Source organism: Aureimonas flava, from assembly GCF_003583935.1.
Classification (GTDB): Bacteria; Pseudomonadota; Alphaproteobacteria; order Rhizobiales; family Rhizobiaceae; genus Aureimonas; species Aureimonas flava.
Map to the genome: position 1 here is coordinate 111,379 of NZ_QYRN01000005.1, position 23,221 is coordinate 134,599.

At 70.9% G+C, this 23,221-nt stretch carries 25 protein-coding genes; 9 read left to right on the forward strand and 16 right to left on the reverse strand.

All coding sequences use genetic code 11. The annotated features are described in order from the left end of the window. Positions 1-3: 3 nt before the first annotated feature. Genes fabI through fabA form a run of 3 tightly spaced genes read right to left on the reverse strand, consistent with a single transcriptional unit; the run spans position 4 to position 2,672 of the window. Entirely contained in the window at positions 4-846 is an 843-nt protein-coding gene (gene fabI / locus D3218_RS10360; RefSeq protein WP_119540006.1) for an enoyl-ACP reductase FabI, read from the reverse strand. A gap of 11 nt (positions 847-857) precedes the next feature. Further along, entirely contained in the window at positions 858-2,081 is a 1,224-nt protein-coding gene (gene fabB, locus D3218_RS10365; RefSeq protein WP_119540007.1) for a beta-ketoacyl-ACP synthase I, read from the reverse strand. Between the two features lie 57 nt (positions 2,082-2,138). Next, on the reverse strand, positions 2,139-2,672 hold the full coding sequence (gene fabA / locus D3218_RS10370; protein ID WP_119540008.1) for a 3-hydroxyacyl-[acyl-carrier-protein] dehydratase FabA: 534 nt from the start codon (positions 2,670-2,672) through the stop codon (positions 2,139-2,141). Between the two features lie 156 nt (positions 2,673-2,828). Here fabA and D3218_RS10375 point away from each other — a divergent pair, with 156 nt between their 5' ends. Together D3218_RS10375 and irrA are read left to right on the forward strand one after the other, a co-directional pair. Next, the gene (locus D3218_RS10375) at positions 2,829-3,296 is read left to right on the forward strand and encodes a hypothetical protein (RefSeq protein ID WP_136625083.1); all 468 of its coding nucleotides are present in this window, start codon (positions 2,829-2,831) and stop codon (positions 3,294-3,296) included. Positions 3,297-3,449: 153 nt separating this feature from the next. Next, positions 3,450-3,893, forward strand: a complete 444-nt coding sequence (irrA, locus tag D3218_RS10380; protein WP_210209669.1) for an iron response transcriptional regulator IrrA — start codon at positions 3,450-3,452, stop codon at positions 3,891-3,893. A gap of 96 nt (positions 3,894-3,989) precedes the next feature. On the opposite strand, the gene D3218_RS10385 is transcribed toward irrA, so the two are convergent. The 11 genes from D3218_RS10385 to mutM form a co-directional block, all read right to left on the reverse strand. After that, positions 3,990-4,571 (reverse strand): SH3 domain-containing protein, encoded by a 582-nt coding sequence (locus tag D3218_RS10385; protein ID WP_245415000.1) that lies wholly within the window; start codon positions 4,569-4,571, stop codon positions 3,990-3,992. Positions 4,572-4,759: 188 nt separating this feature from the next. Further along, the gene (locus D3218_RS10390; RefSeq protein ID WP_119540011.1) at positions 4,760-6,160 is read right to left on the reverse strand and encodes a protoporphyrinogen/coproporphyrinogen oxidase; all 1,401 of its coding nucleotides are present in this window, start codon (positions 6,158-6,160) and stop codon (positions 4,760-4,762) included. A 156-nt stretch (positions 6,161-6,316) separates the two neighbouring features. After that, positions 6,317-7,090 carry a HesA/MoeB/ThiF family protein gene (locus D3218_RS10395; protein WP_119540012.1) on the reverse strand — a complete coding sequence of 258 codons (774 nt, stop codon included), beginning with the start codon at positions 7,088-7,090 and terminating at the stop codon, positions 6,317-6,319. After that, on the reverse strand, positions 7,087-8,244 hold the full coding sequence (gene recF, locus D3218_RS10400) for a DNA replication/repair protein RecF (protein ID WP_119540013.1): 1,158 nt from the start codon (positions 8,242-8,244) through the stop codon (positions 7,087-7,089). Before recF ends, D3218_RS10395 begins: the two co-directional genes overlap by 4 nt. Before the next feature lie 20 nt (positions 8,245-8,264). Next, a complete protein-coding gene (dnaN, locus tag D3218_RS10405; protein WP_119540014.1) occupies positions 8,265-9,383 on the reverse strand; it encodes a DNA polymerase III subunit beta in 1,119 nt (372 codons plus the stop codon). A gap of 153 nt (positions 9,384-9,536) precedes the next feature. Further along, a complete protein-coding gene (gene dnaA, locus D3218_RS10410; protein ID WP_119540015.1) occupies positions 9,537-10,985 on the reverse strand; it encodes a chromosomal replication initiator protein DnaA in 1,449 nt (482 codons plus the stop codon). Positions 10,986-11,101: 116 nt separating this feature from the next. Then, complete coding sequence (locus D3218_RS10415; protein WP_119540016.1) at positions 11,102-11,536, reverse strand: rhodanese-like domain-containing protein; 435 nt, start codon at positions 11,534-11,536, stop codon at positions 11,102-11,104. A gap of 685 nt (positions 11,537-12,221) precedes the next feature. Continuing rightward, on the reverse strand, positions 12,222-12,491 hold the full coding sequence (gene rpsT / locus D3218_RS10420; RefSeq protein ID WP_119540017.1) for a 30S ribosomal protein S20: 270 nt from the start codon (positions 12,489-12,491) through the stop codon (positions 12,222-12,224). Between the two features lie 204 nt (positions 12,492-12,695). Continuing rightward, positions 12,696-13,469, reverse strand: coding sequence for an enoyl-CoA hydratase (locus D3218_RS10425; RefSeq protein WP_119540018.1), 774 nt, complete (start codon positions 13,467-13,469; stop codon positions 12,696-12,698). 59 nt (positions 13,470-13,528) lie between these two features. Further along, positions 13,529-13,861 carry a hypothetical protein gene (locus D3218_RS10430; protein ID WP_119540278.1) on the reverse strand — a complete coding sequence of 111 codons (333 nt, stop codon included), beginning with the start codon at positions 13,859-13,861 and terminating at the stop codon, positions 13,529-13,531. Positions 13,862-13,863: 2 nt separating this feature from the next. Further along, positions 13,864-14,763: a bifunctional DNA-formamidopyrimidine glycosylase/DNA-(apurinic or apyrimidinic site) lyase gene (mutM, locus tag D3218_RS10435; protein ID WP_119540019.1), complete on the reverse strand. Its 900-nt coding sequence runs from the start codon at positions 14,761-14,763 to the stop codon at positions 13,864-13,866. A gap of 142 nt (positions 14,764-14,905) precedes the next feature. Here mutM and ubiE point away from each other — a divergent pair, with 142 nt between their 5' ends. From ubiE to D3218_RS10460, 5 genes are all read left to right on the forward strand, one after another. After that, positions 14,906-15,685 carry a bifunctional demethylmenaquinone methyltransferase/2-methoxy-6-polyprenyl-1,4-benzoquinol methylase UbiE gene (gene ubiE / locus D3218_RS10440; RefSeq protein WP_119540279.1) on the forward strand — a complete coding sequence of 260 codons (780 nt, stop codon included), beginning with the start codon at positions 14,906-14,908 and terminating at the stop codon, positions 15,683-15,685. Between the two features lie 2 nt (positions 15,686-15,687). Next, entirely contained in the window at positions 15,688-17,274 is a 1,587-nt protein-coding gene (gene ubiB, locus D3218_RS10445) for a 2-polyprenylphenol 6-hydroxylase (RefSeq protein ID WP_119540020.1), read from the forward strand. A 70-nt stretch (positions 17,275-17,344) separates the two neighbouring features. Next, positions 17,345-18,556, forward strand: a complete 1,212-nt coding sequence (coaBC, locus tag D3218_RS10450; protein WP_119540021.1) for a bifunctional phosphopantothenoylcysteine decarboxylase/phosphopantothenate--cysteine ligase CoaBC — start codon at positions 17,345-17,347, stop codon at positions 18,554-18,556. Next, positions 18,553-19,005 carry a dUTP diphosphatase gene (gene dut, locus D3218_RS10455; RefSeq protein WP_119540022.1) on the forward strand — a complete coding sequence of 151 codons (453 nt, stop codon included), beginning with the start codon at positions 18,553-18,555 and terminating at the stop codon, positions 19,003-19,005. Before coaBC ends, dut begins: the two co-directional genes overlap by 4 nt. A 4-nt stretch (positions 19,006-19,009) precedes the next feature. Further along, positions 19,010-19,627, forward strand: a complete 618-nt coding sequence (locus D3218_RS10460; RefSeq protein WP_119540023.1) for a LysE family translocator — start codon at positions 19,010-19,012, stop codon at positions 19,625-19,627. Between the two features lie 4 nt (positions 19,628-19,631). On the opposite strand, the gene D3218_RS10465 is transcribed toward D3218_RS10460, so the two are convergent. After that, positions 19,632-20,471, reverse strand: coding sequence for a GGDEF domain-containing protein (locus tag D3218_RS10465; protein WP_119540024.1), 840 nt, complete (start codon positions 20,469-20,471; stop codon positions 19,632-19,634). A gap of 278 nt (positions 20,472-20,749) precedes the next feature. Between D3218_RS10465 and cysK the strand changes: the two genes are divergently transcribed. Both cysK and D3218_RS10475 read left to right on the forward strand, forming a co-directional pair. Then, positions 20,750-21,778: a cysteine synthase A gene (cysK, locus tag D3218_RS10470; protein WP_119540025.1), complete on the forward strand. Its 1,029-nt coding sequence runs from the start codon at positions 20,750-20,752 to the stop codon at positions 21,776-21,778. A gap of 135 nt (positions 21,779-21,913) precedes the next feature. Beyond that, positions 21,914-22,864, forward strand: a complete 951-nt coding sequence (locus D3218_RS10475) for a mechanosensitive ion channel family protein (protein WP_119540026.1) — start codon at positions 21,914-21,916, stop codon at positions 22,862-22,864. Positions 22,865-22,946: 82 nt separating this feature from the next. Here D3218_RS10475 and rpsU read toward each other — a convergent pair whose 3' ends face one another. Continuing rightward, positions 22,947-23,186, reverse strand: a complete 240-nt coding sequence (gene rpsU, locus D3218_RS10480; RefSeq protein ID WP_119540027.1) for a 30S ribosomal protein S21 — start codon at positions 23,184-23,186, stop codon at positions 22,947-22,949. Between the last annotated feature and the right edge of the window lie 35 nt (positions 23,187-23,221).

Here is a 23,221-nt window from a genome sequence, read left to right on the forward strand (position 1 = left end):
CGATCAGGCGGAGACGGGGTCCGTCTCGCCCGCGATCTCGGCGCGGCGCTCCTGCGCCTTCAGCTCGTCCAGCGCCGGCATCGACATGATGTTGTAGCCGGCGTCCACGTAGTGGATCTCGCCGGTCACGCCCTTGGAGAGGTCCGACAGGAGGTAGAGCGTCGAGTTGCCTACCTCGTCGTGCGTCACGTTGCGGCGCATTGGCGCGTTGCGGCGCTGGTAGTTGAGCATCAGGCGCGCGTCGGAGACGCCGGCGCCCGCCAGCGTGCGCAGGGGGCCGGCCGACACCGCGTTGACGCGGATGTCGCGGGGGCCGAAATCGGCCGCCAGATAGCGCACCGAAGCCTCCAGCGCGGCCTTGGCGACACCCATCACGTTGTAGTTCGGCATGACGCGCATCGAGCCGCCATAGGTCAGCGTCACCATGGAGCCGCCCTCGTTCATGATCGCCGCCGCCCGCTTGGCGACCTCCGTGAAGGAGAAGCAGGAGATCACCATGGTGCGCGTGAAGTTCTCGCGCGTCGTGTCGGCGTAGAGACCCTTCAGCTCGTTCTTGTCGGAGAAGCCGATGGCGTGGACCACGAAGTCGATCCGGCCCCATTCGCGCTCCAGCGTCGCGAACAGCGCATCAACCGAGGCGACGTCCTCGACGTCGCAGTCCACGAGCAGCGTGGAGCCGATCTCGGCGGCGAGCGGGCGCAGCCGCTTGCCGAAGGCCTCGCCCTGATAGCTGAAGGCGATCTCGGCGCCCTGGGCGGCGAGCGCCCGCGCCGCGCCCCAGGCGATGGAGTTGTGGTTGGCGACGCCCATCACGAGGCCGCGCTTGCCCGTCATCAATCCGGTCATGGCGAAGGCCCTCAGTTCGGAACGCGCTGGAACACGAGCGTGGCGTTGGTGCCGCCGAAGCCGAAGGAGTTCGACAGCGCGATGTCGATCGCGGCATCGTCGATGCGCTCGCGCACGATGGGCACGCCCTCGAACTCGGGGTCGAGCTCCTCGATATGGGCGCTCTCGCCCACGAACCCGGCCTGCATCATCAGGAGCGAGTAGATCGCCTCCTGGACGCCCGCCGCGCCGAGCGAATGGCCCGTGAGCGACTTGGTCGACTGGACATGGGGCATGTCGTCGCCGAACACCTCGCGGATGGCGCCGATCTCCTTGGAATCGCCGACCGGGGTCGAGGTGCCGTGCGTGTTGACGTAGTCCACCCGGCCCTTCACCGTGGACAGGGCCTGGCGCATGCAGCGCACCGCGCCCTCGCCCGAGGGGGCCACCATGTCGTAGCCGTCCGAGGTCGCGCCGTAGCCGACGAGCTCGGCATAGATCTTCGCGCCGCGCGCCACGGCCCGCTCGTATTCTTCGAGCACCACCACGCCCGCGCCGCCCGCGATCACGAAGCCGTCGCGGTTCTTGTCGTAGGCCCGCGAGGCGACGGCGGGGCGGTCGTTGAAGTCCGAGGACATGGCGCCCATGGCGTCGAAGAGGTTCGACATGGTCCAGTCGAGATCCTCGTGGCCGCCCGCGAACATCACGTCCTGCTTGCCCCACTGGATCATCTCGGCGGCGTTGCCGATGCAGTGCGCCGAGGTCGAGCAGGCCGAGGAGATCGAGTAGTTGACGCCGTGGATCTTGAACCAGGTGGCCAGCGTCGCAGAGGCGGTGGACGACATGGCCTTGGGAACCGCGAAGGGGCCGATGCGCTTGGGGCTGCCGTTCTTGCGGGTGATGTCGGCGGCCTCGATCAGCGTGCGCGTCGAGGGGCCGCCGGAACCCATGATGATGCCGGTGCGCTCGTTGCCCGAGATGTCGCCCTCGGCCAGGCCGGAATCCTGGATCGCCTGCTTCATGGCGACGTGGTTCCAGGTGCCGCCCTGGCTGAGGAAGCGCATGGCGCGCCGGTCCACGAGGTCCGAGACGTCGATCTCCGGCTTGCCCCAGACGCGGCAGCGGAAGCCGTTGTCGGCGAAGTCCTGGCTAAAGCTGATGCCGGATCTGGCCTCCCGCAGCGAGGCGGTGACCTCGTCCAGATCGTTGCCGATCGAGGACACGATGCCCATTCCGGTCACGACGACGCGCCTCATGGCCAAACTCCCTTCTCGGGTCCTCCGGACCCTTCGTCTTCAAGAATAGCGGACGGCTCAGCCGCCGACCGCCTCGCCCGGCTGCTCGTCCTGGAACAGGCCGACGCGCAGGTTGCTCGCCTGGTAGATCACGACGCCGTCGGCCTTCATCCAGCCTTCCGCGATGCCGAGCTTGAGCTTGGAGCGCATCACGCGCCGGAAGTCGACGCCATATTCCACCAGCTTGACGCCGGGCGTCACCTGTCCGGTGAACTTGACCTCGCCGACGCCCAGCGCGCGGCCGCGGCCGAGCTCGCCCAGCCAGCCGAGATAGAAGCCCGTGAGCTGCCAGAGCGCGTCGAGGCCGAGGCAGCCCGGCATCACCGGATCGCCCCGGAAATGGCAGTCGAAGAACCAGAGATCGGGCGAGATGTCGAATTCGGCGCGGATCGAGCCCTTGCCGAACTCGCCGCCGTCGGTGGTCACCTCGGTGATGCGGTCGAACATCAGCATCGGGGGCAGGGGGAGCTGGGCGTTGCCCGCGCCGAACAGCTCGCCCCGGCCGCAAGCCAGAATCTCGTCCTTGCCGAAATGGGTCTTCACCGTGTCCATTGATCCGTCCGGTTGGGGAACGGTATGCCGTCGCCGTTCCAGCTTGTGTCAAATCGATCGCGGGACGGCCCTTACCACGCGAGCGCCCGCGGGCAAATGCGTTAACTTTCGCGACGGCGTCACGGTTTCGACCGGGATGCCCTTCATGGAGCCGTCATGCGCTTCGTTTTCGCCGTCCCAGCCCTGGCTTCCGCCTTCCTGATCGCCCTCGGCCCGGCCGCCGCCCAGGAATGGCGAAGCACCGGCCGGGGGGAGGGGGCGCGGGCCTTCTTCGCCAAGGGCGGGCGGCCGGCGGGCGTCCAGGTGGCCTGCCTCTCCGGCGGGCGGCTCGAGATCACGGCGGCGGGCAACGGGGCGCGCTTTCCCGCCGACCGCCCCGTGACGCTGGTCCTGTCGGTGGACGGCACCGCCTTCTCGGGGGAGGCGCGCGTGGAGCCCGAGGCGGCGGGGGGCGGCTCGCGCTTCGTGCGCGTGGCCGAAGCGGGGGAGGCGGCGACGCTCCTGGCGGCGCTGAAGCGTGGACGCGGCGTCGAGGTGTCGAGCCCGGCCGGCTTCATGCGCCTGCCGCTGGCGGGATCCGGACGTGCCCTCGGCGCCCTCGCCCCCTCCTGCGCGGGGCCCTGACGGGCTTCGATTGTTCGCGGACCGGTTTCCGACTATATTGAATCCGGACAAGGCCTTGCGGCATCGCACACTGCTCGGCTAAAGGTGAATTCTAGTGTCAAGTTTTCGGTGATCTGAACCATGGACAACCGGGCGAAGCCCTCCACGGCGGACATGCGCACGGCCGGCCGGCCTCAGAGCTTCTGCGTGTTCGAACGCCTGCGCGCCTCGGGCCTGCGGCCGACGCGCCAGCGCGTGGCCCTGTGCAACCTGATCTTCGGGGCGGGGGACCGGCACCTGTCGGCGGAAGAGCTGCACGAGGAGGCCCACAAGGCGGGCGAGCCCGTGTCGCTGGCCACCGTCTACAACACGCTGCACCAGTTCACCGACGCGGGCCTCGTGCGTCCGCTCTCGGGCGAGGGGCAGCGCACCTATTTCGACACCAACACCTCGGATCACCACCACTTCTTCGTGGAGGCCGACAACATGATGATCGACATCCCCGACGGGACGATCTCGGTCGGCAACCTTCCCGAGCCCCCCGAGGGCATGGAGATCGTGAACGTCGACGTGGTGGTGCGTCTGCGCCGCAAGACGGCGGCCAAGGCGCCGAACTGACGCCACGCCCGTTTCTCGCCCGCAGCGGCGACGAAGAAGGCCGGCGGTCGCGAGACCACCGGCCTTCCTGCATTCGAGGCGGGGGGACGAGGCGCCTCAAAACCGTTCGTCGGGGTAGACTCCCCAGATCTCCTTCTGGGTGACGAAGCCGCGGCGGCCCGCCGCCTCGACCTCGCACCAGCCGAAGGAGCATTCGCGCACCCGCGTGAGGACGCCGGGCTCCATCTCGGCCACCACGGCCCCGTCGGAGGCGGCCGAGCGGTGCATGGTGATCACCGCCTGCGTCTTGCCCTTGAGCCAGGGAGCGGCCAGCGCGGTGCGCTCGCCCGACAGGAGCGAGTGGTACACCCAGCCCTCGGTGCCCTCGGAATCGCGGATCCGGCGCCACAGGTCGAATTCCTGGATCACCTCCACCGGCAGCCCCTGCTTCAGGTAGAGCCAGGACACGGCGTAGTCCTTGCCGGGGCCGACGCGCAGGTTCACGCGCGCCGACTTCAGCGACACGAAGCGCGGAAGCGGCAGCTTGCGCTGCATCTCCGCGTCGACGCCCTCCTCGGCCGCCGCGGTGGGCGGCGGCGTCGCGGCGGCGGCCGGAGACTGGGCGCGCGCGGTGCCGAGGGCCGGCAGCGCGACGAGAAGGGCGAGGGCGATCGGCCCGAGAAACGGGAAGCGGGACACGGGGGGCGACGACTCCGGACATGCGGGGATGCTGCGGCCCGGACGGGGCCGGGCCCGCCGGCGCCTGCGGGTCCCTCCCGAGGGACGACCCGCAAGCCCGACACCTCCGCATGATCGCGGATCGAGGTTAACAACCCCTTGCGCGAGGCTGGCCGCGCCGCCCGTCGTGCGGCGCGTGCCCAGATGGTTCAGGCGGGCTGGGAGAGCGACGCGCCATCGAGCCGGAAGGCGGACATCGAGCCGTCCACCACGGCACCGGGCGCTCCGGGACCGGCGACGTAACGCTCGACGTCCTGCATCCGGCGGATCGTGCGCCAGAAGACGTCCTCCATCAGGATATGGGCGAACTCGCCGTTGCGCCCGACGCTGTAGAGCCCCTCGACCCCGGTGGACAGGGCGAACCGCTTGCGCTCGGTCTCGTAGGCGTTGAGATAGACCGGATAGGAGATCGGGGTGCGGATCGTGCCGCCCGCGCCGAGATAGCGCCCGCGAAGCTCCTCGCCGTAGAGCGCGCAGAGCTGGTCGAGGCAGCGTTTGGCGAGCTCCTCGTCGCCCATGGTCCAGCGCTCGTCGCCGACCTCGCAGCCGATGTCGAAGGTGACCAGCGTCTTGCCCTCCGGTGCCAGCCAGGGCATCGAGATCGGCGCCTCGGTGAGGCGAAACGACAGTTGGCTGCGATCGGGCACCCAGACCATCGTGTCGGGCAGGATGGCGCGGCCGGAAAAGCGCAGGTTCACGAAGATCATCGGCCGGTAGCGGAAGGCCGCCATCGGCTTCAGGGCGTCGCTGCCCTCCACGAGGCGGGGCAGGACGTGGACCGGCGCGGTGGAGACCACGGCGGACACCGGGATCTCGGCGCCGGCGCTGCGCACGGCGACGACGCGCCCGCGGTCCACCAGGATCCGTTCCACCGGCGATTCCAGCCGGAGGGCGCCGTCGAGGCTGCGCAGCGTCGGCTCCAGCAGCCGGGCGAGGCCCCCCTCGGGATAGACGTGGTAGACGCCGGCGCCCTCAGGCATGGTGCGGGTGTAGCCGTTGCACACGGCGCGTCGCGTCACCTTGGCGGCGGCGCTGAGATAGAGCGACTTGAGGACGCCGTGGGCGAACTTCTCGCCGATCGAGGACGACAGATCGCGCGCCGGCGCCCCCGACCAGGCCTCCACCAGCGGCATGGCCACCTCCTCGGCCATGGCGTCGCCGTAGCTGCGGCGCATCCAGTCCTCGGCATTGGCGGCCGGACCCCTGGCGCGCGGGGCGATGCGGCTGCGAAGCGCGCCGGCCAGGAAGCGCGGCTCGGCCATCAGCCCGAACGGATGGCTGCGGCTGCGCCCGCCCAGATGCACCGCCTCGCCGTAGTGGCGCACGGTGCGGCAGATGCCCTCGGCGCCGAGCGCGCGGGCCAGCCGGTTGGAGATGAAATGCGCGCCGTAGTCGTAGGAGAAGCCCTCGGCATCCTTGAAGGACGCCGCCATTCCGCCGACGGACCGCCCGGCCTCGAACACGACGGCGGGCAGGCCGCGCCGCTTCAGTTCGGCTGCCGCCGTGAGACCCGCGAGGCCCGCTCCCAGAACCGCGATAGGCTTCGTCATCCACTCCCTCCGGACGGTCTCGATCGACGCGCGTGATGCTCAATGTCGAGGACACGGGTGGATATTACGTTGCCGTCCAGGGCGAATCACGGGGTTGTCATGATCGGCGAGGGGGTTCGTTGTTTCTTGCTTAACGAATTTCCACTCGGGGGGGCTTTATCCGGTCGGCCCCGGCCGACGGTAGCGGATCTCCTCGAAGCGCATGCGCAGGACGTCGACCAGGAGCAGCCGCCCGGCCATCGGCTCGCCGACGTCCGCCACGAGCTTCACCGCCTCGGCGGCCCCCAGCGTTCCCATGATGCCGGTCACCACCCCGAGGATCCCGGCTTGGGCGCAGGCCGGCACGAGGCCCTCCGGCGGGGGCTCGGGGAACAGGTCGCGGAACCGTGGGAAGAGGCGCCCGTCGGGACCCGCCTTATGGGGCAGGAGGGTGGTCAGCGAGCCCGAGAACCGCTGCACGGCGACGGTGACCAGCGGCACGGCGGCCGCCTCGCACAGGTCCGCCGCCAGGAACCTTGTGTCGAAGTTGTCCGAGCCGTCGATCACCACGTCGTAGCGCGCCAGGAGATCGGGCCCGTTCCCGGCGTCGAGCCGGAGCGCGTGCGCTTCCACCGCGACATGCGGATTGAGCCGGTCCAGCGCCTCCGCCCCCGCCTCGACCTTGAGCCGGTCGATGTCGCGCGTGCCGAACAGGACCTGGCGCTGGAGGTTGGACAGGGAGACGCGGTCGTCGTCCACGAGGCCGATCGTGCCGACACCGGCGGCCGCGAGGTAGAGGGCGGCCGGCGAGCCGATGCCGCCCGCGCCCACGAGGAGCACCCGCGCGCCCTTGAGGCGTTGCTGGCCGGCTCCGCCGATCTCGGGCAGCACGATGTGGCGGGCGTAGCGGCCGAGCTCGTCGCGCGACAGCGGGGGAGGGGGGATCGTCATGTCACGGCTCCGTTGGCGACGCGCAGCATCTGCGCCCGTCCGCCCAGCGCTTCGAACAGCGCGGCGTCCGTGCCGGTCAGGAACGACTGCACGCCGAGCCCGTCGAGGATGTCGAACAGGGCGGCGCGACGGCCGGGGTCGAGATGGGCGGCGATCTCGTCCAGGAGCAGGACCGGCGCCATGCCCGACGCGGCTTCCACGAGCCGCGCATGGGCCAGCACGAGGCCGATCAGCAGCGCCTTCTGCTCGCCGGTCGAGGACAGGGCCGCGGACATGGCCTTGGCGCGGTGGGCGACCAAGAGGTCGCCGCGATGGGGGCCCTCCAGCGTGCGCCCCGCGGCGCGGTCCGCCATGCGGCGGCGCGCCAGCCGCTCGGCCGCGCGGTCTTCGAGGTCCACCGCCGCGCCCTCGAGACCGAGGTCCTCGTAGCCGGACGGGAGATCGAGCTCGGCCACCGGGAAGGGGGAAGCGGACGCGGCGTCGAGGAGGCCGGCGAGGCGGGCCACGAGGTCCGCCCGCGCCAGCGCGATCGCAAGGCCGAGCTCGGCCATCTGCCGCTCGATGCCGGCGAGCCAGCGGTCGTCGAAGCGGTCCTCCGCGAGGAGCCGGTTGCGCCCGCGCATGGCCTTCTCGTAGTCGAGCGTCCGGCGGCCGTGCTCGGGATCGACGGTCAGCACCATGCGGTCGAGAAAGCGGCGGCGGTCGGCGGCGGGACCGGTGAAGAGCCCGTCCATGGCGGGCGTCAGCCAGATCACGCGCAGGAATTCCAGAAGCTCGTCGGTGGAGCGCGCCGTGGTGCCGTCGATGCGCAGCACGCGCGCGGGCGCCCCCTCGTCGGGTCGCACCAGGGTGAGGATGTCGGTCGGCTCGTCGGCGGGAAGCGTGCCGGCGAGGCGGGCGCGCACGGAGAAGCCGCCGGTCGCGCTCGTCCCGCCCGTCCCCGCGCGCGCGATCTCGCCGTAGGCGGCGCGGCGCAGGCCCTTGCCGGGCGACAGGAGCGACAGGGCTTCCAGGAGGTTGGTCTTGCCCGAGCCGTTGTCGCCGTGGAGCACCACGAAGCGCGAGCCGATCGAAAGGTTCAGGGTCTCGTAGTTGCGGAAGTCCACGAGGCCGAGCCCGGTGACGCGCAGCCGGGCGTCGGGTGTGCGATCCATGGACGCTGCGGCGCGCCCCGTCAGACGCGCATCGGCATCAGGACGTAGAGCGTTCCCTCGTCGCCCCCGTCGCGGATCAGCGTGGGCGAGCCGGGGTCGGCCATCATGAACACGGCGCTGTCGCCCGAGAGCTGGCCGGTGATGTCGAGGAGGTAGCGGGCGTTGAAGCCGATCTCGATCTCCTCCGATTCGTAGCCGACGGGCAGCTCCTCGGTGGCGGTGCCGGCGTCGGGCGAGTTGACCGTCAGCACGAGCTGGCCGTCCGACAGGGCGAGCTTCACCGCGCGCCCGCGCTCGGACGAGATGGTCGACACGCGGTCCACGGCCGCCGCGAAGCTCTGCCGGTCGAGGGTCAGCGCCTTGTCGTTGCCGGTCGGGATGACGCGCTGGTAGTCGGGGAAGGTGCCGTCGATGAGCTTGGAGGTCATCACCACGGCGCCGAGGGTGAAGCGGATCTTGGAATCCGAAAGCTCCACGGCCACGGTCTCGGCGCCCTCGCCGAGCAGCTTCTGGATCTCGGCCACCGTCTTGCGGGGCACGATGATGCCGGGCATGCCCTCCGAGCCGGCCGGGGCGGGCATCTCGGCGCGCGCCAGGCGATGGCCGTCGGTCGCCACCGCGCGCAGCGTCGGCGCGCCGTCGGCCTCGATCGCGTGGAGGAAGATGCCGTTGAGATAGTAGCGCGTCTCCTCCGTGGAGATGGCGAACTGCGTCCGCTCCACGAGGCGCGCGAGGTCGGACGCCTTCAGCGTGAAGGCATGCGTGAAGGCGCCGGCCGTGATGTCGGGGAAGTCGGTTTCGGGCAGGCACTGGAGGCGGAAGGTCGAGCGCCCCGAGGAGACCGTCATCTGCGCGCCGTCGCCGGTGGTCTCGAGCTTGACCTCCGAACCGTCGGCCAGCTTGCGCACGATGTCGTAGAGGAGGTGGGCGGGCACCGTGGTGGCGCCGGGCACGTCGCCGCTCGCCGGCACGCTCTCGGTGATCTCGATGTCGAGGTCGGTCGCCTTCAGCCGCATCGCCCCGTCCTCCGTCTTCAGGAGGACGTTGGACAGGATCGGGATCGTGTTGCGCCGCTCCACCACGCGCTGGATGTGGCTCAGCGACTTCAGGAGGTTGGACCGCTCGATGATGATACGCATGGACGACAACCGTTCGCAGACTCGAAAGGTCGCCGGACCGGCGGGACCCATCGCAAAGGTCCCGACGTTTTAGAGCAAAGGCCGCCGGGCGCAAAGGGAAACCGCCGGAAACGCCCATGTTTCCGGCGGGATCGGGACGGGTGCCGGCGCGCCCTACTCCTCGATCATGCGACGGATCACGTCGAGCTCCTCCGAGAGCTTCTCGTCGCCCGCCCGCTCCGCCTCGATCTTGCGCACCGCATGGAGCACGGTCGTGTGGTCGCGGCCGCCGAAACGCCGCCCGATCTCGGGCAGCGAGCGCGGCGTCATCGTCTTGGCGAGATACATGGCGATCTGGCGCGGGCGCACGATGGTGCGCGTGCGCCGGGCCGAGAGGATGTCGGTGCGCGACACGTTGTAGTGGCGCGAGACGAACTTCAGGATGTCCTCGATGCGCACCCGCTTCTCGCCGCCGGCGCGCGTGAGCTGGTTCAGGAGGTCGTCGAGGTGCTCGGCCGAGAGCGGCTGGCCGACGGCGTGGCGGAAGGCGATCTGGTTGAAGGCGCCTTCGAGATCCCGCCCCGAGCCGGCGACGCGGCGCGCGATCGTCTCCACCACCGTCTCGGGCAGGGAGAAGCTCGGATCCCCCGCCTTCATCGCCGCCACGCGCGAGGCGAGGATGCCCCGGCGCATCTCGTAGTCGGGCGAGACCATCTCGATGGCGACGCCCCCGGACAGGCGCGAGCGCACGCGGCTGTCGAGCGATTCCAGCTCGAAGGCCGGCCGGTCGGCCGCCACGATCACCTGCCGCGCCGAATCGATCAGCGCGTTGAGGAGGTGGCAGAACTCCTGCTGGATCGACTTGCCCTGCAGGAACTGCATGTCGTCGATGATCAGGATGTCGATGCCGCGCAGGTTCTCCTTGAAGTCGAGCGCCTGGTTGTCGCGGATCGCGGTGGCGAAGCGCCACATGAAGTATTCGGCGGTGAGGTACACGACGCGCGGCCGGTCCTCGCGCGCCACCGCCGCGTTGGCGATGGCCTGGAGGAGGTGCGTCTTGCCGAGCCCCACCGAGGCGTGGAGGAAGAGCGGGTTGAAGCGCACCGACTGCGGGCCGTTCTCGGCGATCGAGCGGGCGGCGGCGAGTGCCACGCGGTTGGAGGCCCCTTCCACGAAGGTCGAGAACACGTAGCGCGGATCGAGCGGCGAGCCGAATTCCGGCCGCGCGCCCTCGCTCGCGGCGCCGCGCTCGGGGGCAGCGCCCTGGCGGGCCGGGGGGGCGGGCGCGCGGGCGCTCGTCTCGTTCGCGGCGGGCGGCTGGTCGGCGTTGGCGGCCGGCGGGGGCACGGCGACGCCGCGAACCGCCGAGCGCACCGCGACGTCCACCTTCAGCGTGCCCGGCACCTCCTCCGCGAAGATCTGCAGCAGCAGGTCGCGATAGTGCCCGTTGATCCAGGACTTCAGGAACGCGGTGGGCACGGACAGCTGCACCACGCCCTTGCCGACGTGCTCGAGCTTGAGGCGGGCGAACCACGAGGCGAAGACGTCGGGGCCGAGCTGTGCCTTGAGACGGGCGTTCACACGATCGAGGATCGCCGTCTCGTCGCGTGCCGGTGCTGCCATCGAGGTCTCGCCATCATGAGGTGCGGCCGGGGCGGCACGGCTGGGGGTGGAGGGGAAGGCGCGCGCGTGCGCGCCCGGAACCGGGGAGGCAGACGCGGCGCCTGCGTGGAGGGCGGTCATTTCTGCCTCCAGGGCAGGCCGGCCGCCTTCCATCCCGCGAGGTTGCCGCGGTGGCCGTCGGGATCCGGCGGTCCCTCGAAACCGTCCAGCACGTTGTGGCAGGCGGAGAAGCCCGCCGCCGTCATCGCGGCCGCGCTCGACATCGAGCGGGCCCCGGAGCGGCAGAGGAAGAAGATGGCGGACTCCTGCGAGCCTCCCGCCGCGCGCACCGCGGCGCCCACGCGCTCCACGAAGCCGGCGTCGACCGACATCGACGGATAGTTCTGCCATTCGGCGAACACGGCGTCCCGGCCGTTCTCGGGCACGAGCGGGAAGCCCACGAAGTTCCATTCGGCGCTGGTGCGCACGTCGACCAGAAAGCTCTGGGGGTCGGATTGCAGGACGGACCAGCACTCCTCGACCGAAACGTCGCCCTTGTAGGACCGGCTCATCGCGAACTCCCAACACGCCGCGCCGACCGAAGCCGGCCGCGGCGGAACGCAGAACGAAATCCACCCTGCCGCGCTCGAACGGAGCGCGAGCGGTCGGGTGATCCTCATCGATTAACGGAAAGCGCCCGGACGACCCGGCTTCGGGTGGGTCCGCTTAAGTTCTGGAAAACGCCCCTTGTCCCCAGCCTTCGTCGTCCGGCGCTCTTGTCGTGGGGCAAAAGCTACGGAACAGCCCAGGTTCGGGCAAGCTTTGAATCGGCGCTCGCGACCTCACCGTGGCCGAACTGTGGCGACTCCGACATGCCCGTTTCGCGGCCGAAATTCGCAATCGCCTGATTCAAAGGGAGATTCGAAAGGCGGGCGGGCCGCCATTTGGTCGCAGGTCTGAACGCGGGATTCTTTTTCGCGCCCCGGCTTGACTCCGGCGACTCGCCGCCGGCCGCCGGAAGGACCCGGGGTGGTTTCCGACCCCCTCCGACAAGCGGCTGTTTGCGCAAGGGTTTTTGTGATTCACGTCAACTCGGCGGCGTGGGCGACAGGGTGTCACATGACAGGGGAATGACGCGGCGGCGGCGTCCGGCCGGTCCCCCCGCCACACTCCTCCCGCCGCGCGGGGAGCGAATCGAAAAAGGGCCCGAGGCATGTGCCTCGGGCCCTTTTCAAAGCGGATCGTGGGTGCGGCCGATCAGGCGGCGCCGACGGCCTTCACGCGGCTCGCCAGACGCGAGATCTTGCGCGAGGCGGTGTTGCGGTGGATCACGCCCTTGGAGGCCGCGCGCGCCAGCTCGGGCTCGGCCGCCTTGAACGCTTCCTGCGCCGCCGCCTTGTCGCCGGTCAGGATCGCTTCCTCGACCTTGCGCAGGAAGGTGCGCACGCGCGAGCGGCGCGCCTTGTTGACGGCGGTGCGGCGGGCGATCTTGCGGGCGGCCTTCTTGGCCGACGGCGTATTGGCCATGTTCAGTCTCTCTCGGCTTGACGCGGGACCGACCGGCCGACTGGGCCGCCCGTCTCCGCGCGAATGGGTTCAACGTGAAGCCGCCGAGCCGAACGGAGATGAGCGGCAAGGCGCGAAAGGCCGCACCGGAACGATGCCGCCTGAAATCTGGCGCGCTTATAGGGGCAAGCGCCCCGGCCGTCAACGGTCGGGGCGCGGGCACCGTCAGCGATGGCGGAAGGTCGGCTTCCGCTTCTCCACGAAGGCGGCCATGCCCTCGGCCTGATCCTCCAGCGAGAAGGCGGCGGCGAACAGGCGCCGCTCGGCGCGCAGACCCTCGGTGAGCGTCGTGTCGAAGGCCCGGTTGACGGCTTCCTTGGCCATCATCGCGGCCGGCAGCGAGAAGCCGGCGATCGTCTCGGCCGCCTTCTGGGCCTCGGCCAGAAGCTCGGCGTCGGGCACGACACGGGCCACGAGGCCCGACCGCTCGGCCTCGTCGGCGTCCATCATCCGTCCGGTGAGGCAGAGGTCCATGGTCTTGGCCTTGCCGATCGCGCGCGCCATGCGCTGCGTGCCGCCCATGCCGGGCAGGACGCCGAGCGTGATCTCGGGCTGGCCGAACTTGGCTGATTCGGCGGCGATGATGAAGTCGCACATCATCGCGACCTCGCAGCCGCCGCCGAGCGCATAGCCGGCCACGGCCGCGATCATCGGCTTGCGGGCGCTCGCGAAGCGGTCCCAGCCGCTGGCGAAGTCGCCCAGATAGGCCTGCGCGAAGTCGAAGGGCTGCATCTCCTTGATGTCAGCCCCGGCGGCGAAGGCGCGCTCGGAGCCCGTGAGCACCACGGCGCCGATCTGCGTGTCGGCCGCGAAGGCGTCGGAGGCGTGGAGAAGCTCGGTCAGGACCTGCGTGTTCAGCGCGTTCAGCGCCTTCGGCCGATCCAGGGTCATCCAGCCGACCCGGCCGCGACGCTCCACCTTGATGCTCGTGTAGTCCATTCCGATCCTCCCGTTGCCCGTCCGAAGGATAGGGGCGTGCGAGCGGTCCGCCAAGCGGCTCAGGCCTCGCCGGCCTCGCGTTCGGCTTGCGGCAGCCCGGCGAACCAGTCGGCATAGGGCGTGTTCTTGGGCGCGAAGCGCGTCCAGTCCCGCGCGCCGTCCCGCCACCACACGGGGCCGCGCTCGCCGAGCGCGCGCTTGGCCGCGTCGACGTCGCGCCGCGCGGCCCGGCGCTCGTCGTCGCCCGCCGCATCGCGCACCGCGCGGCGCGCGGTCATCAGCGCGCGAACGGCGGCCTCGCGCTCGGGCTCCGGCAGCGCCGGGTCGCAGCGGCGCCAGAGCCGGCCCCGGGCCACGAAGTAGCGCCCGTCGGGCGTTCGTGGATAGTTCACCGTCACCGCTGGCACGACGCGCAGAAGAAGGTCGAGCGCCCCGACTGCACGATGCGCTGGACGACGCCCCGGCAGCCCTCGTGGCGGCAGGGCTCGCCCTCGCGGTCGTAGACGCAGAACCGGTGCTGGAAGTAGCCGAGCGCGCCGTCCGCCTGGCGATAGTCGCGCAAGGTGGAGCCGCCGGCCTCGATCGCGTCGGCGATGGTCTCGCGGATGTGGATGGCCAGTTCCCCAAGCCGCTTGGTCGGTCGCCCGTCGGCGCGCACCAGCGTTCCGGCAAGGCGCCGGGGCGACAGGCGCGCCCGCCACAGAGCCTCGCACACGTAGATGTTGCCGAGGCCCGCGACGATCGTCTGGTCGAGGAGGGCGGCCTTCAGCGGCGCCGCCTTGCCCTGGAGGCGCGGCGCCAGCGCCTCGCCCGAGAGCCCGTTGCCGGTGGGCTCGATGCCGAGCGCGCGGAAATGCGGATGCGTGTCGCGTTCGGCCGCCTCCACCAGGCTCATGTAGCCGAAGCGGCGCGGGTCGTTGAACACGATGCGCGCGCCGGGGGACGCGAGATGGAACAGCACGTGGTCGTGCAGCCGGTCCTCCGAGCGGGCGAGATGGAACGCCGCGCCGGCCACCGGCTCGCCGCCCCCCGCGCCGTCGACGCCCTCCACGCGGAACGAGCCGGACATGCCGAGATGCATGGCGAGCACGAGTTCGCCCTCGATCTCGGCCAGGAGATATTTCGCCCGGCGCCCGAGCGACAGGATCCGCCGTCCCTCGAGGCGCGCGGCGAAACGGTCGGGGAGGGGAAAGCGCAACGCCTCGCGCCGCATCTCGACGCGCGCGATCCGCGCGCCCTCCATCACGGGCGCCAGGCCGCGGCGCACGGTCTCCACCTCTGGCAATTCGGGCATCGCTGCTTATCATCTCCGGCACGGGCGCGCCGTCCGCTCGCGGGGCGCGGCCCTAGACATGGCGTGCCCGCGCCCGTTCCGCTATGGGTCGCCCGCATGGGCCGCGCCGGTCGCGGTCCCGAAGCTTGAAAGGTCGATGAGCATGTCTCGAACCCGCGTCGGCGCAACGGAGGGCATGGAAACCTCCTATGGATTCGAGACGGTCTCGGGCCGCGAGGAGAAGCAGGCCCGCGTCAACGAGGTGTTCCACCGCGTCGCCTCGAACTACGACCTGATGAACGACCTGATGTCCGGCGGCATGCACCGGCTCTGGAAGGACGCCATGGTGCAGTGGCTCGCGCCCTCGCGCCGGCCCGGCTGGCGGTTCCTCGACGTCGCGGGCGGCACGGGAGACGTGGCGTTCCGCATCGTGGAGGCCTCGCGCCGCGCGGCGGGGGGCACCGTGCTCGACATCAACGCCTCGATGCTGGCCGTGGGCGCCGAACGGGCCGAGAAGCGCGGCCTGTCGGCCAACCTCGATTTCGTGGAAGGCAATGCCGAGGATCTGAAGCTGCCGGACGACGGCTTCGACGCCTATACGATCGCCTTCGGCATCCGCAACGTGCCGCGCATCGACCTCGCCCTGGCCGAGGCGTATCGCGTGCTGAAGCCCGGCGGCCGCTTCCTGTGTCTGGAGTTTTCGGAGGTCGAGCTGCCGGTCCTCGACAGGATCTACGATCTCTGGAGCTTCAAGGCGATCCCGGCCATCGGCGGGGCGGTGGCCCGGGACCGCGAATCCTACGAATATCTGGTGGAATCGATCCGCCGCTTCCCCAACCAGGCGAATTTCGAGACCGCGATCCGGCGCGCCGGCTTCGAGCGCGTGACCCACCGGAACCTCACCGGCGGCATCGCGGCCATTCATTCGGGCTGGAAGCTCTAGGCTTGAGCAACCCCATCACCGGAACGATCGCCCTGGTGCGGGCGGTCTACATCCTGGCGCGAGAGGGCGTGGTCTCGGCGCTGCCCGCCGAGGGCCTGCCGCCGATGGCCAGCCTCGCCCATCGCCTCGCCGGTCTGATGGCGCGGCGCTCGGCCCGGCGCCGCGCGCGCTCCGAGCGCCTGAGCCACGCGCTGAACCGGCTCGGTCCGTCCTACGTCAAGCTCGGCCAGTTCCTCGCCACGCGCCCGGACATCGTGGGGACCGAGATCGCGCTGGAGCTCAGCCAGCTCCAGGACAAGGTGCCGCCGTTCCCGCGCGAGCAGGCGATCCGCGACATCGAGGTGACGCTCGGCCGTCGGATCGACGACCTGTTCGTGGAGTTCGGCGAGGTGGTGGGCGCCGCCTCGATCGCGCAGGTGCACAAGGCCCGCGTGCTGACCCGCGACGGGGAGCTGCGCGACGTCGCGGTCAAGGTGATCCGGCCGGGCGTGCGCGTCCGCTTCCGGCGCGAGCTGGAGGCCTTCGCCTTCATCGCGCGCGTTCTGGAGACGCTGGTGCGCTCCTCGCGGCGCCTCCGGCCCGTGGCCGTGGTGGAGACGCTGGCCCAGTCCACGCGCATCGAGATGGACCTGCGCCTCGAGGCGGCGGCGTCGTCCGAGATGTCCGACAACGTGGCCGAGGACCCGTTCTTCCGCGTGCCCGGCATCGACTGGGAGCGCACGGGCCGCGACGTGCTCACGATGGAGTGGATCGACGGCATCAAGATGAACGATGTGGCGGCCGTGCGGGCGGCGGGCCACGACCTGCCGCGTCTCGGCGTCAACCTCGTCCAGTCCTTCCTGCGCCATTCGATGCGCGACGGCTTCTTCCATGCCGACATGCACCCAGGCAACCTGTTCGTGGTGCCGGACGGCACGATCGTCGCCGTGGACCTCGGCATCGTCGGCCGCCTGACGGCCGATTCGCGCCGCTTCCTCGCCGAGATCCTCTACGGCTTCATCCGGCGCGACTACCGGCGCGTCGCCGAGGTGCATTTCGAGGCCGGCTACGTGCCGCGCACGCAGGACGTCCTGTCCTTCGCGCAGGCGCTGCGGGCGATCGGCGAGCCGATCCACGGCCAGCCGGCCGAGACCATCTCCATGGCGCACCTGCTGACCCTCCTGTTCGAGGTCACGGAACTCTTCGACATGCAGGCGCGGCCCGAACTCGTGCTTCTGCAGAAGACCATGGTCGTGGTGGAGGGCGTCGCGCGCGCCTACGACCCGCGCTTCAACATGTGGGAGGCGGCCGAGCCGGTGGTGACCGACTACATCGTCTCCGAACTCGGGCCCGCCGCCAAGCTGCGGGACGCCAAGAAGGGGCTCGAGGCGATCGGCCGCGTCATCCACCGCTTCCCCGATTTCGCCGCGGGCCTCGAGGTCTTCGCCAACAACATGCCGGACCTGATCGAGAACGGCATCCACATCAACGACGACGACCTGATGGAGCTGGCCAAGGAGTCGCGCACCGCGCTGATCGTGAGCCACGTCGCCCAGGTGGCCTCCGCCCTCGCGCTGGTGGTGATCGCCTGGCACCTGACGTTCGGCTAGGGTGTCGGGACGGCGCCGGGCCCTCGACCTCGGCACGCCCACCACCCCGGTCCGCCCTCGCGAGCACGCCATGAGCCTCTTCGACAAGCGCATCCTCCTGATCGTCGGCGGCGGGATCGCGGCCTACAAGTGCCTCGACCTCGTGCGCCGCCTGCGCGAGCGGGGAGCGAAGGTCACGCCGGTGATGACCCGGTCCGCGGCCGAGTTCGTCACGCCGCTCTCGATCGGGGCGCTCGCCGGCACCAAGGTCTACGGCGAGCTCTTCGACCGGGACGACGAAGAGGACGTCGGGCATATCCGCCTCGCGCGCGGGGCCGACCTCGTGATCGTGGCGCCCGCCAGCGCCGCGCGCATGGGGCGGATGGCGGCCGGGATCGGCGACGATCTCGCCGGTGCCGTCCTGCTGGCGACCCGCGCTCCGGTGCTGCTGGCGCCCGCCATGAACCCCGCGATGTGGACGCACCCCGCAACGCGCCGGAACGTCGAGACGCTGGCCCGCGACGGCATCCGCTTCGTCGGGCCGAACCGGGGCGAGATGGCCGAGAGCGGCGAGGCGGGCGAGGGGCGCATGGCCGAGCCGCTGGAGATCGCCGCCGCCGCCGAGGCCGTCCTCGGCGAGGCGCGGGGGCCGCTCGCCGGCCGGCACGTGCTCGTCACCTCCGGCCCGACGCACGAGCCCATCGATCCCGTGCGCTATATCGCCAACCGCTCGTCCGGCCGCCAGGGCCACGCGATCGCCGCCAGCCTCGCTCGGCTGGGCGCGCGGGTGACGCTGGTGTCCGGGCCGGTCGCGCTGCCCGATCCCCCCGGCGTCTCGACCGTGCATGTCGAGACGGGGCGCGAGATGCTCGGGGCGGTGGAGGCGGCGCTGCCGGCCGATGCCGCCGTGTTCGTGGCCGCCGTCGCCGACTGGCGCACGCAGGACGACGCCGCCCACAAGATCAAGAAGACGGGGGACGCGCCTCCGGCGCTCCGTCTCGTGGAGAACCCCGACATCCTGCGCACCGTGGGCACCGGGCCGCGCCGTCCGGCCTTGGTGGTCGGCTTCGCCGCGGAGACGCGCGATCTCCTGGAGAACGCGGCCGCCAAGCTGGCCCGCAAGGGCGCCGACCTGATCGTCGCCAACGACGTGTCGGGCGAGGTGATGGGCGGCGAGGCCAACACGGTGCACCTCGTCTCGCGCTCGGGCGTCGAGGCGTGGCCGACCCTGTCCAAGACCGAGGTCGCCGAACGCTTGGCGCTGGACATCGCGCGCCGATTGGGGCCAAGCGGCGGGGCATGAGCGCGCTTCCTCGAATCGGCATCCGCCGCCTGCCCCACGCGGAGGGGCTCGACCTTCCCGCCTACCAGTCGGCGGGCGCCGCGGGCGCGGACATCCGCGCCGCCGTCCACGAGCCGCTGGTGCTGGCGCCCCTGGCCCGCGCCCTGGTGCCGACGGGCCTGGTGATGGACATTCCCGAGGGCTGGGAGGTGCAGGTTCGCCCGCGCTCCGGCCTCGCGGCGCGCCACGGCGTCACCGTGCTCAACAGCCCGGGGACGGTGGACAGCGACTACCGGGGCGAGGTCATGGCGATCCTTGTCAATTTCGGCTCGGAGCCCTTCACCGTCGCGCGCGGCGAGCGCATCGCCCAGATCGTGGTCGCGCCGGTCTCGCAGGCCCTGTTCCAGGCGGTGGACGAGGTCTCCGCCTCCGAGCGCGGCGCGGGCGGCTTCGGATCGACGGGGCGGTGAGGCGATGACGCTGGCGGGGTTCGTCGCCTATGCCCTGGCGCTCGGCATCGCGGCGGCCGTGCCCGGCCCCGGCGTCGTCGCCCTGGTCGCGCGCGCGCTCGGGGCCGGCTTCCGGCACGGCATGGCCTTCGCCGGTGGGCTCGTCCTCGGCGACCTCACCTATCTGACGGCCGCCGTGTTCGGCCTGTCCCTGGTCGCCGACATGATGGGCAGCCTGTTCGTGCTGGTGCGCTACGGCGGCGCGGCCTACCTCGCGTGGCTCGCCTGGCGCCTCTGGCGGGCGGCGGGCGATCCGAAGCGGGTCGCGGCCCTCACGGGGGAGCGCGCGTCGCGCAGCTTCTGGGCGGGGCTGGTGGTCACGCTCGGAAACCCGAAGACGATCGTGTTCTACATGGCGCTGGTGCCGACGCTGGTGGACCTGCGCCATGTGACGATGGGCGACTACTTGGTTCTCGTCGCCCTCACGACGGCGGTCCTCGCGCTAGTGATGACGCCCTACGCGGCGCTGGCGGCCCGCGCCCGCGGCTTCCTGCAACGGCCTGCCATCTTGGCGCGCCTGAACCGGTCGGCCGCGCTGTTCCTGGCCGGGGCGGCGATGTGGACGGTGGTCCGGCGGCCCTGACGGTTCAGCGGCCGGCGATGCGGCGTGGATCCCTGGCCTCGTGCGGGCGGCGATCGGCGGGGGCGGCCTCGATCAGCGGGCCGCGTCCGAGCCCGCCGAGGCGCGTCAGCTCCACCCGGTTCCGGCCGCTTCGCTTGGCCTGGTAGAGGTTGGCGTCGGCCATCTTGTAGAGCGCCTGGAAGGCCACCGGCCCCCGGAACGCGATGCCGCCGGCCGAGATGCTCAGGCGCGTCCGCCGGTCGGCCGGACCCACCTCCAGGCGCTCGATCGCCATGCGCAGGCGCTCGGCGACGATCCGTGCCTCCTCGAGCCCCGCGTCCTTCAGGAGGATCGCGAACTCCTCGCCGCCGAGCCGCCCGACCAGATCGTGCTGGCGCACGGAACGGCGCAGGGTGGCGGCGATGGCGGTCAGCGCCTCGTCGCCGACATGGTGGCCCAGCCGGTCGTTGATCTTCTTGAAGTGGTCGGCGTCGAGGATCAGCAGCGTGTAGTGCACCACGTCGCGCGTGCGGCGGCGCATTCCGGCGCCGATCTCGGCTTCGGCGGCCCGCTTGAAGGTGGTGCGGTTGAGCACCTGCGTCAGGCCGTCTCGCGTCGCCACGTGGTGCAGCCGCTCGTTCTGGCGGCGCAGCCGCGAGATGCGCAGCGCGGCGTAGACCTGCAGCGGAAGCGCGCAGCCGAACAGGGCAAGGAGGCAGAACAGAAGCGTCGAGCGCGTGGCGGGCAGGGCGAAACCGTCGAACGTGTAGAAGGCCGCGATCACCATCACCGCCCCCATGGTGAGGGTGAGCCCGAGAAGCTCGAGGGAGAAGCGCACGAGGTCGTCGATCAGGGTCTGTCGCATGGGATCCGAAGCCGGAGGACTCGGAGCCCAGAATGCCGCCGACGTCTTGCCTCCGCCTGAAGCCTTTCGGTCGGATTCGATCGACCCTTTGCGCACCGCGACGTCCGCCCGCCGAAGATCATTCCTCGACGCGGGGCCCCAGGGGCACAATATTGCCGCGAAGGCCCGCGCGCGCCGGGTCGCGATGCTGGGGCTCCGGCCCGGTTCGCCCTATCATCTGCCCACAGGGCGCGACGGCGCGGCACAAACGGCAAACGGGAAGAGGAGGCGCGAGATCCATGGACAATCCCGCCAACGAGACGAACGCGCGCACCCACGGCCGGGGGCGGATCTACGATTCGATCCTCGACACGATCGGCGACACGCCGCTGGTGCGCCTGGACAAGCTGGCGCGCGAGAAGGGCGTGAAGGCCCATCTGGTCGCCAAGCTCGAGTTCTTCAATCCGATCGCCTCGGTGAAGGACCGGATCGGCGTCGCGATGCTGGAATCGCTGGAGGCCGCCGGCACGATCCAGCCGGGACGCAACACGCTGATCGAGCCGACGTCGGGCAACACGGGCATCGCTCTGGCCTTCGCGGCCGCCGCCAAGGGCTATCAGCTCATCCTCACCATGCCCGACACCATGTCGGTGGAACGGCGCAAGATGCTGCGCCTTCTCGGTGCCGAACTGGTGCTGACGGAAGGGGCCCGCGGCATGAAGGGCGCCATCGCCAAGGCCGAGGAGCTGCGAGCCGAAATCCCGAACGCGGTGATCCCGCAGCAGTTCGAGAACCCGGCGAACCCGCAGATCCACCGCGTGACCACCGCCGAGGAGATCTGGAACGACACGAGCGGCGGCGTCGACATCCTCGTTTCCGGCATCGGCACCGGCGGCACGATCACCGGCACCGGACAGGTGCTGAAGAGCCGCAAGCCCGGCGTTCAGGTGATCGCCGTGGAGCCGGAGGCCTCGCCCGTCCTGTCGGGCGGATCGCCGGGGCCGCACAAGATCCAGGGCATCGGCGCGGGCTTCGCCCCGCCCATCCTCGACCGCGACATCTACGACGAGGTCGTGACCGTCTCCAACGAGGAGAGCTTCGACACCGCGCGTCTCGTGGCGCGCCTCGAGGGCGTGCCGGTCGGCATCTCGTCCGGCGCCGCCCTGAGCGCCGCGATCAAGGTCGGCCAGCGCGAGGAGAACGCCGGCAAGACCATCGTGGTCATCATCCCGTCCTTTGCCGAGCGCTACCTGTCGACCGCGCTGTTCGAGGGGCTGGTGGACGAAGCCGAACCCAAGGAGCAGCCGCGCGGCGCGCCCTCGATCTGAGGCCGCGCGCAACGTTCGAGGGAGGGGGCCGCCGCGAGCGGCCCTTTTCTTTTGAGCCCGGTGACCCTTGTAAGGGGTGCGCCGCGGGAGGGCGGCGCTTCGCCCGATGACCTCAGCCGGACCCGGACCGATCGCATGCCCATACAGGAAACCCTGGAAAGCTCGCAAACCTTCCTGCGCACGCTCGCCGCGCAGGCCGCAGCCTTCCTCCCCAATCTCGTCGCCGCGCTCCTGATCCTGGCGGTCGGCTTCTTCCTTGCCGGACGCCTCGCCCATCTGGTGACCCGCGCCTTCGGCGTGTCGGCCCGGATCGACCAGACGGTGCGCGGCCCGTTGGTGGCGATCGTGCGCTACGTCGTCATCATCATGACGCTGGTGATCGCCCTCGGGCAGATCGGCGTGCAGATGACATCGCTCCTCGCCGTGCTCGGCGCCGCGGGCCTCGCCGTCGGCCTCGCGCTCCAGGGCACGCTCACCAACATCGCGGCCGGCATCATGCTGCTCTGGCTGCGCCCGTTCCGCGTCGGCGACTACATCGAGACGCAGAACTTCGCCGGCCGCGTCCACGAGATCGGCCTCTTCGTGTCGCATCTGGAGACCTTCGACGGGCTCTTCGTCTTCGCGCCGAACTCCACCTTGTGGAACGTGTGGATGCGCAACCATTCGCGCGCCGCCTCGCGCCTGCTCGCCTGGCAGGTGACCGTGCCGCGCGACATGCCCTTCGAGGAGGTGCGCCAGGCGCTGATCGAGGCCTGGCGCCGCGAGGGCGCGGACGGGCGGCTCAGCGAGCCGGTGGCCTTCCTGGACCAGCTCACGGCCGACGCGCAGGTGCTGGTGCTGCGCGGGCGGGTGACCGAGGGCGAGACGGCGACCGCGCAGCGGCGCATCGCCGAGGCCATCCGGCTGAGCTTCGCCCAGCGCTTCGGCGAAGGGCGCGAGCCCAAGGCGATCCAGCGAATCGTGCCCGCCGACAGCGATCCCTCGCGCTATCTCGGCCGCGACGAGGCGCCGGAGGCCAATCCCGTTCTGGTCAACGACCGGCCCGAGGCTCCAGCCCAGGGCGTGGTCTCGGCGCCCGGCGCCTGACGACGCGCGCGGGGCGCAAGAAAAAGGGCGGCGGATCCAGGATCCGCCGCCCTTTTCGTATCCGGGAGGTGACGACCTCGGCTCAGCGGCCGGGGCGCACGGCCTTCTTCGGCGCGGGCAGGAGCCCTTCGCGCTGGGCCTGCTTGCGAGCGGCCTTGCGGGTGCGGCGGATGGCATCCTGCTTCTCGCGGACGCGGCGCTCGGACGGCTTCTCGTAAGCCCGGCGCTCCTTCATCTCGCGGAAGACGCCCTCACGCTGGAGCTTCTTCTTCAGAGCGCGCAGCGCCTGTTCCACATTGTTGTCGCGAACGTCGACCTTCATGGGCATCCTTTCGATACGGGCCGGGGCGTAGCCCC